General features: G+C 74.8%; 13 protein-coding genes and 2 pseudogenes. 7 read left to right on the top strand and 8 right to left on the bottom strand.

All coding sequences use genetic code 11. From position 1 onward, the window contains the following. Positions 1-66 precede the first annotated feature (66 nt). The 3 genes from ACFWEK_RS11490 to ACFWEK_RS11480 all read right to left on the bottom strand — a co-directional run bounded on the left by ACFWEK_RS11490 (position 67) and on the right by ACFWEK_RS11480 (position 2,747). Positions 67-804, bottom strand: coding sequence for a lytic polysaccharide monooxygenase (locus tag ACFWEK_RS11490; RefSeq protein ID WP_430545839.1), 738 nt, complete (start codon positions 802-804; stop codon positions 67-69). A 144-nt stretch (positions 805-948) separates the two neighbouring features. Next, positions 949-1,695, bottom strand: a complete 747-nt coding sequence (locus ACFWEK_RS11485; RefSeq protein WP_430554125.1) for a phosphotransferase — start codon at positions 1,693-1,695, stop codon at positions 949-951. A gap of 44 nt (positions 1,696-1,739) precedes the next feature. Beyond that, a complete protein-coding gene (locus ACFWEK_RS11480; RefSeq protein WP_430554124.1) occupies positions 1,740-2,747 on the bottom strand; it encodes a DMT family transporter in 1,008 nt (335 codons plus the stop codon). Between the two features lie 38 nt (positions 2,748-2,785). Between ACFWEK_RS11480 and ACFWEK_RS11475 the strand changes: the two genes are divergently transcribed. Both ACFWEK_RS11475 and ACFWEK_RS11470 read left to right on the top strand, forming a co-directional pair. Next, the gene (locus ACFWEK_RS11475) at positions 2,786-3,319 is read left to right on the top strand and encodes a CGNR zinc finger domain-containing protein (RefSeq protein WP_430545836.1); all 534 of its coding nucleotides are present in this window, start codon (positions 2,786-2,788) and stop codon (positions 3,317-3,319) included. Between the two features lie 128 nt (positions 3,320-3,447). Next, positions 3,448-3,900, top strand: coding sequence for a peptidoglycan-binding protein (locus tag ACFWEK_RS11470; protein WP_430545835.1), 453 nt, complete (start codon positions 3,448-3,450; stop codon positions 3,898-3,900). A gap of 19 nt (positions 3,901-3,919) precedes the next feature. On the opposite strand, the pseudogene ACFWEK_RS11465 reads toward ACFWEK_RS11470, so the two are convergent. Continuing rightward, positions 3,920-4,195 (bottom strand): annotated as a pseudogene (locus ACFWEK_RS11465) (3-methyladenine DNA glycosylase); the annotation flags it as partial. 67 nt (positions 4,196-4,262) lie between these two features. Between ACFWEK_RS11465 and ACFWEK_RS11460 the strand changes: the two are divergent. Then, positions 4,263-4,571 (top strand): hypothetical protein, encoded by a 309-nt coding sequence (locus ACFWEK_RS11460; RefSeq protein ID WP_430545834.1) that lies wholly within the window; start codon positions 4,263-4,265, stop codon positions 4,569-4,571. 34 nt (positions 4,572-4,605) lie between these two features. Here the strand turns inward: ACFWEK_RS11460 and ACFWEK_RS11455 are convergent, their stop codons facing one another. After that, positions 4,606-5,664, bottom strand: a complete 1,059-nt coding sequence (locus tag ACFWEK_RS11455) for a 3-methyladenine DNA glycosylase (RefSeq protein WP_430545833.1) — start codon at positions 5,662-5,664, stop codon at positions 4,606-4,608. A gap of 55 nt (positions 5,665-5,719) precedes the next feature. On the opposite strand from ACFWEK_RS11455, the gene ACFWEK_RS11450 reads away from it, so the two are divergent. Beyond that, positions 5,720-6,565 (top strand): PhzF family phenazine biosynthesis protein, encoded by an 846-nt coding sequence (locus tag ACFWEK_RS11450; protein WP_430554123.1) that lies wholly within the window; start codon positions 5,720-5,722, stop codon positions 6,563-6,565. Between the two features lie 19 nt (positions 6,566-6,584). Here ACFWEK_RS11450 and ACFWEK_RS11445 read toward each other — a convergent pair whose 3' ends face one another. Together ACFWEK_RS11445 and ACFWEK_RS11440 are read right to left on the bottom strand one after the other, a co-directional pair. Then, positions 6,585-7,472, bottom strand: coding sequence for a fructosamine kinase family protein (locus tag ACFWEK_RS11445; RefSeq protein ID WP_430545831.1), 888 nt, complete (start codon positions 7,470-7,472; stop codon positions 6,585-6,587). 86 nt (positions 7,473-7,558) lie between these two features. After that, positions 7,559-8,503 (bottom strand): GlxA family transcriptional regulator, encoded by a 945-nt coding sequence (locus tag ACFWEK_RS11440; RefSeq protein WP_430554122.1) that lies wholly within the window; start codon positions 8,501-8,503, stop codon positions 7,559-7,561. A gap of 70 nt (positions 8,504-8,573) precedes the next feature. Here ACFWEK_RS11440 and ACFWEK_RS11435 point away from each other — a divergent pair, with 70 nt between their 5' ends. Beyond that, positions 8,574-9,635 (top strand): saccharopine dehydrogenase family protein, encoded by a 1,062-nt coding sequence (locus tag ACFWEK_RS11435; protein ID WP_430554121.1) that lies wholly within the window; start codon positions 8,574-8,576, stop codon positions 9,633-9,635. Here ACFWEK_RS11435 and ACFWEK_RS11430 read toward each other — a convergent pair. After that, a complete protein-coding gene (locus ACFWEK_RS11430) occupies positions 9,571-10,785 on the bottom strand; it encodes a heparan-alpha-glucosaminide N-acetyltransferase domain-containing protein (protein WP_430545828.1) in 1,215 nt (404 codons plus the stop codon). The two genes, ACFWEK_RS11435 and ACFWEK_RS11430, sit on opposite strands and share 65 nt — an antisense overlap. Positions 10,786-10,876: 91 nt before the next feature. Here ACFWEK_RS11430 and ACFWEK_RS11425 point away from each other — a divergent pair, with 91 nt between their 5' ends. After that, positions 10,877-11,788, top strand: a complete 912-nt coding sequence (locus ACFWEK_RS11425; RefSeq protein ID WP_430545827.1) for a class I SAM-dependent methyltransferase — start codon at positions 10,877-10,879, stop codon at positions 11,786-11,788. 47 nt (positions 11,789-11,835) lie between these two features. Next, a pseudogene (locus ACFWEK_RS11420) lies at positions 11,836-12,219 on the top strand (fumarylacetoacetate hydrolase family protein); the annotation flags it as partial. Between the last annotated feature and the right edge of the window lie 13 nt (positions 12,220-12,232).

The raw sequence follows: 12,232 nt of genomic DNA, 5'->3' as shown, positions 1-12,232 counted from the left end.
GCTGAATTGCTCCTCATTCGACCCGCATGAGGAGCAATTCAGCACGCTCGTTGCGACGGAGCGGGGTCAGCAGGCGCCGAGGTCGGTCCAGACCGCCCACTGGCCGGCCGAGGAGGACGGGGTGTCGCCCTGCGTCCACCACTTGGCCTGGTACGCGCGGCCCTCGTAGGACACCTTCGTGCCGCCGGTGTAGGCGGACGACGGGTTCCAGGCCGCGTCCTCGCAGTCGCCCGGCTCGACCGGCGGGTCGGTCGGGTCCACGGGCGGGTCGGTCGGCTCGACCGTCCCGCCCTCGCCGACGGTCACGTCGACGCAGGCGTAGAACGCGTTGACGGTGTCGGCCACGTTCCAGCGGGCGAGGATGGTGTGGTCGCCCTGCGGCAGGTTCTCGAGCGTGTGGCTCACGACGGCGTCGGGCTTGGCGCCCTTGTCGTCGAACGTGCGGTGCAGGACGCCGTCGACGAAGTACTCCCACGTCGAGGTGGCGTGCTGCGCGGTGAGCTTCCACTTCATCGTGACGCTGTTGCCGATCGTCGTGCGGGGCCAGGGCTTCGACTCGTCGTCGAGGATGGCGAAGCCGCTGCCGCCGGAGCACTGCGTGGAGCCCTTGGGGGCCTCGACGCTCTGCGGCTCGTACTTGATGCTGCCGCAGTCGAAGGACAGGGAACCGCTGGCGCACAGGTCCTGGCGGCTCGGCGGGTTGGTGACCCAGCCGTGGGCGGACGCCGCGGGCGCCGCGGCGAGCGGAGCCAGGAGCGCGGCGAGCCCGACGGCCGCGGTGACGAGGGTGGGACGAAGACGCATCGTTGCTCTTCTCCTGTGTTCGTGAGGAAACTGGACAAATTCGACGCTACGGCGTCGGTCCGGCCCGCACATCAGGGGAACCGCATCATCTGACTGTGATCTGCCCCGCCGGTCGTACGGGGTTACCCGTAGGGCGGAAGGGGGTCAGCCGAGGTCCCACAGGTGCCGGTAGAAGGCGATGCGCTCGGCGTCGGGCGCGATGCCGTAGCCCTCGAAGAAGGCGGGCTCGTGGCCGTCGCCGTAGTTCCACTCCAGGCTGTAGCTGGCCACCGCGAGGTCGGCCCAGCGGTCCGCGACGCCGAGCGCGTCGAGGTCGACGTGGGCGGTCCAGCGACCGTCGTCGTCCAGGAGGGTGTTGGGGGCGCACGGGTCCCCGTGGCACACGACCAGCCGGTCGACGGCGGGCACGTCGCCGACCCGGGCGCGGGCGTCGGGGGACAGGCGCGCCGTCCGGTCGGCGACGCCCCACGAGAAGGGGCAGCCGTCGACCGGGAGCGCGTCGTGCATCGCCCGCAGGCCGGCGCCGATCGCGCGCGCGGCCGTGTCCGGGCGCGCGAGCCAGCGAGGGTCGACGGCCGACCGGCCCGGGATGCCCGCGGTCAGCAGCCAGGCGCCGGCGTCGTCGGCGCCACGGTCGAGCACGCGCGGCACGGGGGTGAAGCGGCTCGCCCAGGCGAGACGCGCGGCCTCGGCGTCGAGGTCCAGCTCGGGCGTGCCTGCGGGGACCCACTTGACGTAGCGCTCGGCGCCCGAGGTCCCCGTGAGCCGGAACGTGAGGCCGCCGAGCTCGTTGCGCCACACGGGCACGACGTCGTCGTCGCCGGCGAGCAGGCGCACCCGCTCGGGTACGACGACGGGCTCGGACGGGGCGGCGGCGAGGGTGCGGGACATGACCAGATCGTCACATCTCCGCACCTCACGATCGAGCCGACGGGCTACGGCATTCCCGTCGGTTCGATCGTCGGGTGCGGCTCGGCCGCCGGTTCGATGGTCGGTGGCGTGCGACGGGTCGCGGCCTCGCCCTGCTGCACGACGACGACCCCCGCCAGCACCAGCAGCCCGCCGACGAGCTGGACGGGGCGCGGCAGCTCGCCCAGGAAGACCCACGCGAAGAACACGGCGCTGACCACCTCGAGCAGCCCGACGAACGACGCGGGCCGCGCGCCGAGGCGTCGCCCCGCGGCGACGCCGGTGACGTAGGCGACGCCGGCGGTCACCACCCCCAGCGCGGCGAGCACCGCCCAGGCGGGCACGACGGCGTCGGCGAGGGCGACCGGGTCGGCCGACGCGGTGAGCGGCATGACGCCGACGGCGCCGAGCAGGCCGAGCAGGACGGCGCCGACCACGAGCCCGCCCGCCGCGAGGCTCAGGGGCGGCAGCCCGGTGTCGGTGCGGGCGTTGAGCAGGAAGTAGGCGGAGACGCCCACCATCGCCCCGAGCGCCCAGGCCACGCCGACGGGGTCGAGCCGGGCGCCGGCGAGGTCGAGCACCAGGACGAGGCCCGCCGCGGCGAGCGCGATGCCGGCGAGCGTGATCCGTCCGGGGCGTTGCCCGTGCCGCAGCCACAGCCACGCGACGACGGCGGCGGGGGAGGAGTACTCGATGAGCAGCGCGGGGCCCACCTGCATGTGCTGCACGGCCGCGAAGTAGCAGAACTGCGTGGCGGCCACGCCGAGCGCGCCGTAGGCGAGCAGCAGCCGCACGTTGCGGCGCACGGGGGACCAGTCGCCGCGCAGGGCGACGACGCCGAACGGCAGGACGACGACCGCCCCGACCGCGACGCGTACCAGGACGACGGCGCCCGGGCTCCACCCGGTGGCGAAGAGGCCGGCGGCGAGCGGGCCGGAGAGGCTGAACGTCACGGCGGAGACGACCGCGAGGGCGAGCCCCGCGCCGAGGCCGGTGCGCGCCGTCGTGCGCGCGTCATGTGCGACATCGCTCATGACCCATGACGCTAGGCCGGATGCGATAACGTGTCAACGTGGTCTTCGCACATGACACGGTGAACTCCCTGCGCGCGGCGGTCGACCTCGTGAACGCCGAGGAGCCGCCGCTGACGCTGACGACGACGGCCGACCTCGACGCGTTCCTGGTGCGGCACGGGTACACCGGCCGCCACGACGGCACCGAGGCGGAGCTCGCCCGCGTGCGCGCGCTGGCGCCGCGCCTGCGCGGGCTGCTGCTGGCGGGCCGGGACGAGGCCGCCGCGCAGGTCAACCGCCTGCTCGAGCAGGCGGGGGCGGCGCCTCGGCTCGTGCGGCACGAGGGCCAGGACTGGCACGTCCACGCCGTCTCCCCGGACGCGCCGCTCGACGACCGCATCGCCGTCGAGACGGCCATGGCGATGATCGACGTGGTGCGCGCCGACGAGCACTCCCGCCTCGCCGTGTGCGCCGACGTCGACTGCCGGGGCCTCGTGCTGGACCTGTCGCGCAACCGCTCGCGGCGGTACTGCTCCACGGCGTGCACCAACCGCAACGCCCAGGCGGCGCTGCGGGCGCGGCGCGCCGGCTGACGCACGGGCGCGCCCCGACGTCCCTGGGCGACGTATCTGGCCGCGCGCGCCGTGCTCCCTCCCCGCGAGGGCGCCAGGCTTTCCCGGGGCGACGACCCGCCCGGCCCGGCCCCACGAAGGAGGCGGCGATGTCCGTCACGACGAGCAAGGCCCTCGACCCCTGGCCGGTCGTCCGTCCCGGTGACCGGTTCCACCCCGTCGGCACGCTGCAGCACCTGCTCAACGAGCACGGCCACGACCTCGAGGTGGACGAGACGTTCGGCCCGCTCACCGAGGCGGCCGTCCGCGCCTCCCAGCGCGACTTCGGCCTCGAGGCCGACGGCGTCGTCGGGCCCAGGACCTGGGGCGCGATCGTCGTCACCGTGCGCACCGGGAGCCGTGGCCACGCCGTCCGCGGGGCGCAGTCCGAGCTCGACGTCCGCGTCGACGTCGACCTCGTGGTCGACGGGGTCTTCGGGCCGAGGACGGAGAGCGCGGTGCGCGGGTTCCAGCGTGCGCTGTCGGCGTTCGGCGTCCTCGTCGACGGCGTCGTCGGGCCCGTGACCTGGCGTGCCCTGGTCAGCGGGATGGTGTCCGACTGACCGGCACCCGGGGCCGTCGTCAGCCGGCGGCGACGCCCAGGAGCACGTCGCAGACCGCGACCAGGCGGGCGCGCAGCTCCTGGCCGCGCGCGGCGAACCCTCGCTGCCGGCGCACGTACTCCGCCTTGCCCTCCGCCGTCTCGATCGGCACGGCCTCGACGCCGTACGACGAGACGTCGTAGGGGGCGGCGGCCATGTCCGTGTACCGGATGTCGCGGGCCAGCTCGAAGGCGTCGAGCAGCAGGTCGCCGGGTGCCGCGGGCCCGAGCTTGAGCGCCCACTTGTAGAGGTCCATGTTGGTGGTGCAGACGCAGGCACCATCGATGCGTGCTGTCCCGCACGCTGTCGGTACGGTGCGTTCTGTGGACGAGTCGTACCCGACAGCGACGGTCGATGGCTTCACCGTCGGCATGTACGTCAGCTATGGCGACTGCGGCGATGGCTGGGTCAAGGCGCCTGACGGGAGCGTGTGCTCGCTCATCTGGGAGACGGGCATGCCTGAGTACTTCAAGGTGGCGATCGAGCCCGACCCATCCGGACGATGGGGAACCTACGCGGTCCAGTTGCCCATGCCGCTGACAACCGATGACGAAGCGGCCGCGTACCTTCGGGCGCTCTTGCCCCAACTCCGTGCGCGTTGGAGCCGTTGGCGCCGGTCGGATCACTCGTAGCTGTCAGCGTCGGCGGGACTCACGGCGCCGGTGCTCATCCAGGCTGACGACCAGCGCGGGAATCGTGCGCGAGGAGGGCATCGCATACCGCGACGATGCGGTGGCGCAGGGCGTTGGAACGCTCCGCGTAGTCACGCTGGCGGCGCACGTATTCGGCCTTGCCCTCGGGAGTCTCGATCCGCACGGGCTTGATGTCGTAGGAGCTCACGTCGTAGGGCGAGGCCGCCATGTCGGTGTACCGGATCTCTCGGGCCAGCTCGAAGGCATCGAGCAGGAGGTCGCCAGGTACCGCGGGGCCGAGCTTCAAGGCCCACTTGTAGCAATCCATCGCAGCATGGAGGCAGCCAGGCTGCTCGTAGGCCAACTGGGTCTCACGCGTGAGGTGCAGCACGTCGCCGGTGTCTGCAAACTCAGGGTTGAGGTCCATCCCGGCGTGCAGGCACCCCGGCTGCTCCATGGCCGGCTGGCGCTCGCGGGTGGGGCGCAGCTGGTTGCGGTCCGCGGCCTCGGGCGTGAAGAACCGGTAGGCGTCGAAGTGCGAGCAGCCGATGCGGTGCGACTCGACGACGGCGTCCGTGCCGTCGTGACCCAGCCGCAGCGGCAGCGGGTGGCGGTGGTCGCGCCCCGCCGCGCGGTCGCGGTAGACCATCGCCCACTCGTGCAGGCCGAAGCAGCCGAACGTCCCGGGCCGCCCGGCGGTGGCCGACACGAGCGCGCGGACGTAGCGGACGGTGTCGCCGCGATCCGCGACGAAGGCGTCGACGTCGAGCGTCGCGCCCGCGCCGCGCGCGGCGCCCCCCTCGCCCGGCAGCCCCACCTCGCGGTACCAGCGCCACCCGGCGTGCTCGGCCGCGCCCGCGAGGACCACGCCCGGGCCCGGGTGCCACCGGCGCAGGTGGCTCACGCGCGTGGGGTAGTAGGTGAACAGGAAGTCCTCGATGGCGTGCTTCGCGCCGCGGTCGCGGGCCTCGCGCCACACCGCGGTCAGCCCGTCCGCGCGGGCGGCGTGCGCGGCCGCCCGCGGCTCCCAGGCGTCGCGCGGCACGACGGCGTCGGCGGGGGCCGCCGGGTCGTCGAGGGTCGTCGCGCGCATCCCCTCAGGGTACGAGCGCGGCGAGCACGTTCCCGCCCGGACTAGCGTGTGACTCGTGCCGCACACCTACGAGTTCCGCCAGGTCGACGTCTTCGCCACCGGCCCGCTCACCGGCAACCCGGTGGCCGTGGTGCACGACGCCGACGACCTCGACGACGCGCAGATGGCCGCCTTCGCGCGGTGGACCAACCTGTCCGAGACGACGTTCCTGCTGCGTCCCACGGACCCGGCGGCGGACTACCGGCTGCGCATCTGGACACCCGGCGGCGAGCTACCGTTCGCCGGCCACCCCACGCTCGGCACCGCGCACGCGTGGCTCGAGGCGGGCGGGACGCCCCGCTCCGCGGAGCACGTCGTCCAGGAGTGCGGCGTCGGGCTCGTCACCGTCCGACGCGACGGCGCCGACCGGCTCGCGTTCGCCGCGCCGCCCCAGCGACGGTCCGGCTCGGTGGCGCCGGAGGACCTGGCGCAGATCGCGCGCGGCCTGCGCGTGAGCGTGGCGGACATCGAGGACGCGGCGTGGGTCGACAACGGCCCCGGCTGGGTCGCGGCGCGCCTGCGCGACGCGGCGGCCGTGCTCGCCGTCGAGCCGGACCTCGCCGCGTTCGGCGGCCTGAAGACCGGCGTCGTCGGCACCTACGCGCCGGGGGAGTCGGACGCCGCCGTCGAGGTGCGCGCCTTCGTCCCCGACATCGGCGTCGCCGAGGACCCGGTCACCGGCAGCCTCAACGCCGGGCTGGGGCAGTGGTTGGCGGGCGGCCTGCTGCCCGCGTCGTACGTCGCCTCGCAGGGCACCGCCCTCGGCCGCCGCGGGCGCGTGCACGTGCGCCGCGACGCCGCCGGCGAGGTGTGGGTCGGGGGCGCGGCCGTCACGACGATCGCGGGCACCGTGACGCTCTGAGGTCGCAGCGACAGGCGTGTCAGCCCCGGCGGAACGGGGCGAGCGTGGCCCGCACCTGCTCGGCGGCGCCCCAGTCGTCGTCGAACTGCGCGATGACGGCGAGGTGCTGGCGCAGCTGCAGGATCGGCATGCGGTCGCGCCACCCGCGATCGAGGCCGGTGAGCTCGGCGTAGAGGTCGAAGAACCCGCGGGACTCGGGCGGCGGCGCCGTCGTCCAGAGGTGCGCCAGGTCGACCTCGGCCCACGTGTACGACACGGCGGGGTCGATCAGTGCGGGCCGCCCGTCGGCGGTCGCGAGGACGTTCTGCGCCCACAGGTCGCCGTGCGTCAGGCACGGCGGGCGGTCCGGCAGCAGCTCGGGAAGCCGGGCGCACAGGTGCTCCAGGGCCGACCGGTCCGCGGGACCCAGGGCGGCGTCGACCCGCGGCTCGCCCAGCCACCGCAGCAGGCGGCTCCGGGCGAAGAAGGCGAACCCGTCGTCCTCCCAGGTGTTGTCCTGCCGTCGACGACCGAGCCAGTTGTCCCGGTGCCAGCCGAACCGGTCGTGGGTCGTGGCGTGCAGCCGGGCGAGCGTGTGCGCGAGCCGCTCCCAGAACGCCTCGTCCCGGGGGCGTGGGTGCAGCACCTCGAGGACGAGCAGGCCAGGGCCGACGTCGACCACCTCCGGCGTGGCGACGCCGCCGAGCGTCCGGAGGGCGGTCAGGCCTTCGGCCTCGGTCGTGAAGGCGTCGTCGGGAACCTCGACGAGCCCCTCGACGAACCCCTTGACGAACACCGCGGAGCCGTTGGCCCGCCGCGCCAGCGCGGCGGTCGCGGCGAGGCCTCCGGTCGCCGGCTGGAGGGAGACGACGTCGGCGATGCCGGAGTCGTCGAGGCGTCGTCTGAGCAGCGCCATCGGCTCGGTCACGGTCGGCTCCTCTCGTCGTGCCCGGGCATCCTTGCAGGTCGGGCCCGGCAGGCACAGGCCTTTCGTCGCCCGCCGCTCCCGACGGCTCAGCGGACGTGGAACGCGGCTCGGTAGGCGGCGGGCGCGACGCCGACGCTGCGGTGGAAGTGCCGCCGGAGCGTGGCCGCGGTGCCCAGCCCGGAGCTGGCGGCGACGCGCTCGATCGACGCGTCGGTCCGCTCCAGGAGCTCCTGCGCCCGCGCGACGCGCTGCCGGTGCAGCCAGTCGAGCGGTCCGGTCCCGACCTCGGCCTGCATGCGTCGGGCGAGGTGCCGGGTGCTGAGCCCGGCGTGCGCGGCGAGGTCGCGCACGGTCAGCGGCCGGTCGAGGCGGGCGCGCGCCCACTCCAGCGTGGGCGCGAGCCCGGAGCCGGTGCTCGGGGAGGCCGGCGCCGCGACGAACTGGGCCTGGCCGCCGCCCCGGTGCGACGGGACGACCAGTCGGCGGGCGATGCCGTTGGCGGCCGTCGCGCCGAGGTCGCGGCGCACGAGGTGGAGGGCGAGGTCCAGCGCGGCGGTCTTGCCGGCCGAGGTGAGGACGTCACCGTCGTCGACGTACAGGACGTCGGCGCGCACCTGCACCGCGGGGTACCGGCGGGCGAGGTCGTCGGCGTGCATCCAGTGCGTCACCGCAGCCCGGCCGTCGAGCAGACCTGCGGCCGCGAGGACGAAGGCACCCGTGCACAGGGCGGCGATCGTGGCGCCGCCGCGGTGCGCCGCCCGGAGCGCGTCCAGCAGGCGCGGGTCCGGCGCGGCGTCGGGGTCGGCGGTCGACGTCACGACGACGCGGTCGACCCGGGACAGCTCGGTGTACGGGGCGGTCCGCACGCCTGGCAGCCAGGGGTGGGGCTCGCCCTCCGGCGTGCAGACGACGAAGTCGTACCAGGTGCCGCCGGGGGACAGCTCCGCGCGGTCGACGCCGAAGATCTCCGCGGCGATCGCCGTCTCGTACAGCATCGCGGTGTCGTGCACGACGAGGGCGAGGCGCGGCATGTCCGAAACTGTACGCACCATGTCGTTCGGGACGCTCGTCGCGAGACACCGCGGTGACCAGGATCGAGCCATGCGGACACCTCAGGCAGTGATGGTCTACGGCGCGGGCGGGCACACGGGCGGCTTCGTCGTCGACGAGCTGGTCCGGCGCGGCCTGACGCCCGTGCTCGCGGGCCGCGGCGCCGAGCGGCTCGCGGGCGTGGCGTCGCGCCACCCGCGGCTCGAGGTGCGGGTCGTGGGGGTGGACGACGCCGCGAGGTCGCGTGCCGCCCTCGACGGCGTGGCGGTGGTCGTGAACTGCGCCGGACCGTTCCTCGACACGGCCGTGCCGCTGGCGAGCGCGGCGGTCGCGGCCGGCGCCCACTACCTCGACGTCACGGCCGAGCAGCCCGCGGTGCAGCACCTCTACGAGCGGCTCGACGCCCCCGCGCGTGCCGCCGGCGTCGCCGTCGTGCCCGCCATGGCGTTCTACGGCGGGCTCGCCGACCTGCTCGTCACCGCCGTCCTCGACGGCGAGCGCGGGGCGGACTCCGTCGAGGTCGCCGTCGGGCTGGACCACTGGTGGCCCACCGCCGGCACCCGCGTCACGGGGGAGCGCAACACCGCGACCCGCCTCGTCGTCCGCGGCGGCCGCCTCGTGCCGCTCGCCGACCCCGCGCCCACCGGGCGGTGGGCGTTCCCGGCCCCGCTGGGCGAGCAGCCGGTGGTCGAGCTGCCGTTCTCCGAGGTCGTCACGGTCACGCGGCACCTCGCCGTCGGCGAGCTCACCTCGTACCTGAGCAGCGCCCCGCTGGCGGAGCTCCGTGACGACCGGACGCCACCTCCGCCCGGCGACGGAGCCCGGTCGCCGCAGCGGTTCGTCGTCGACGTCGCCGTGCGACGCGGCGGGACGACGCACCGGACGGCCGTCGCCGGCCAGGACATCTACGCCGTGTCCGCCCCGATCCTCGCGGAGGGAGTGGTCCGGCTCCTGGACGGGCGTGTCCGGGGCGCCGGGGCGCTCGCACCGGCCGAGGCCTTCGACGCGGCCGACGTCCTCGCGGACCTGGAGGCGCACCCGGCCGGGCTCACGACGGCCCGGCCGGAGGCGCAGCCGGCGGCCCTGGCGGCGGACCCGCTGCCCGGTCGCTGACGGCGCCGACCAGCCGTTCGAGGGGGCCCCGACCGAGCAGGAACCGCCACGCCGTCGCCGCGGCGAGGGTGACCAGGACCATCACGAGCAGCGGGCCGTTGGTGGTGGACCCCAGCAGGTCCCAGTGCCAGACGGCGACGATCTGGAGCGAGTACACCGTCAGCGCCATCGAGCCGACGGCGGCCAGCGGGGCCAGCACCCACCGCCCGACCCGGCCGACGTACAGGCACAGGCCCACGACCGCCGCCGCGAACCCGCCCGACGCGAGCACCTCGATCGTCGTGTCGTCGTGCGGGCCGTCGAGGAAGAGCCCCGCGACGCCGGGCCACGGGTCGCCCCAGGCGAACGGCGTCGTGTCGACGGACTGCCGCGCCATGACCTGGGAGGTCAGCACGACCTCCTCGCCGCCGGCGGCGCCCACCACCGCGCCGGAGAGGAACGAGAACGCACCCCACGCGGCCAGCCCGCCCAGCAGGAGCCCGCGGCGCAGCCGCGGCGAGCGCAGGTCGCAGCGCCCGATCGCCATGCCCGCGAGCACGTACGCCATCCAGACGATCGCCGGGTAGTGGCCGGTGAGCACGAAGTCCGTGACGGCGCCGGAGCCGTCGTGCGGCAGCCGCAGCCCGGCCCGCAGCAGCGCCTCCGGCCCCCAGTACGCGAGCAGCGGCCCCACCAGGGCGACCACCGCGGCGAGCGCGAGGAGGCGCGGGGGCCGCCAGCGCAGGAACGGCAGCGCGAGCGCGAAGTAGCAGGCGTAGAAGCCCAGGATGAGGGCGACGCGCGTGCCGAGGAGGTCCAGCAGCGCGACGACCACCAGCAGCAGCGCGGCGCGCACGAGCAGGCGGAGGCGGGCCCGCCGCAGCGGGTCGCCGTCGAGGGGGCGCGGCCCGCCGGTGACGATCGCGATGGAGACGCCGGCCACCAGCGCGAACAGGATCGAGGAGTGGCCGTGGGAGAGGTCGAGCAGCCACCAGGCGGGCCCGGCGTCGGGCGTCGTCACGCCGACGTGGGCGGTGAACATGCCCAGGACGGCGATCCCGCGGGCGACGTCGACCCCCGGGACGCGTCCCGGGCCGCCGGCGAGACGGCGCAGGCCGACGCGCAGCCCGGCACGAAGACGGGAGGTCGGCGCGCCGGTGGCCGCGGTCATGGCGTGATGATGCCACCGGCGGGTGGTGCGCGTCGTCCCGGTGCGTGAGAACGTCACGGCTTGCAGGCCGCGCGGTCACTACGGTAGGAGCATGAGTGACCTCAGCGCGGAGCCCGCACCCCAGGGCGACCCCGAACCCGCCGGTGCCGACCTCAACGACGCGATCGAGGCACCCAGCACCCACCACACGGTGCCCAGCAAGGAGTCCGAGTCGTACACGCACGGGCACCACGAGTCCGTGCTGCGCTCGCACCGCAGCCGCACGGCCCAGAACTCGGCCGGCTTCCTGGTGCCGCACCTGCGCGACGACATGTCCCTGCTCGACGTCGGCTGCGGACCCGGCACGGTGACCGCCGACTTCGCGCGGATCCTCGCCGGCGGCGAGGTCGTCGGCGTCGACGCCAGCCCCAAGGTGCTCGAGGCGGCGCGCGAGCACGCCGCGGCCCTCGGGTACGGCAACGTCCGCTTCCAGCAGGCGAACGCCTACGAGCTGCCGTTCGAGGACGACTCCTTCGACGTCGTGTACGCGCACCAGCTGCTGCAGCACCTGTCCGACCCGGTCGCCGCGCTGCGCGAGATGAAGCGCGTCGCGAAGCCGGGCGGGATGGTCGCGGTGCGCGACGCCGACTACGCGGGCATGGCTTGGTACCCCGAGACCCCGGGCCTGACGGAGTGGAACGAGCTGTACCACGAGGTCACGCACGCCTACGGCTTCGAGCCCGACGCCGGCCGCCGCCTCATGTCGTGGGTGCAGGAGGCCGGGCTGGAGGGCATCGTGCCCTCCGCGTCGTCGTGGTGCTACGCCACGCCGACCGACCGGCAGTGGTGGGGCGAGCTGTGGGCCGAACGCTGCGTGGAGTCCAACTTCGCGGTGCAGGCCAAGGAGTCTGGCCTGGCCGACGATGTCGCGCTCGAGCAGATCGCGCAGGACTGGCAGGCGTGGGCGCAGGCGCCCGACGGCTGGTTCGCCATCCTGCACGGCGAGGTGCTCGCCCGCGCCTGACGGTGCGGCTGACGGTGCCGCGCACGCGCCCCGCGGAACCTGGGCGCGTGCGCATCGCGAGATTCACCACCGGAGACGACCCCCGCTTCGCCCTCGTCCAGCAGGAGGGCGACAAGACGTTCCTCGCCGTCCTCGGCGGCGACCCGCTCTACATGCCGGCGATGCCGACGGGGGAGCGGATCGAGCTGGGCGACGGCGTCCGGCTGCTCGCCCCGGTGATCCCGCGCTCCAAGGTGGTCGCCGTCGGCAAGAACTACGCCGACCACGCCAAGGAGATGGGCGGCGAGGTGCCGGCCACGCCGCTGCTGTTCTTCAAGCCGAACACCGCCGTCGTCGGGCCCGACGACCCGGTGGTGCTGCCCGAGTTCACGCGCGAGGTCAGCTACGAGGCCGAGCTCGCCGTCGTGATCTCCAAGGTCACCAAGGACGTGTAGGAGGATTATG

This window comes from Isoptericola sp. NPDC060257 (assembly GCF_042726645.1).
GTDB classification, from domain to species: Bacteria; Actinomycetota; Actinomycetes; order Actinomycetales; family Cellulomonadaceae; genus Isoptericola; species Isoptericola nanjingensis.
The sequence above is the reverse complement of the archived record's forward strand: the minus strand, read 5'-3'. Positions and strand labels throughout refer to the sequence as shown.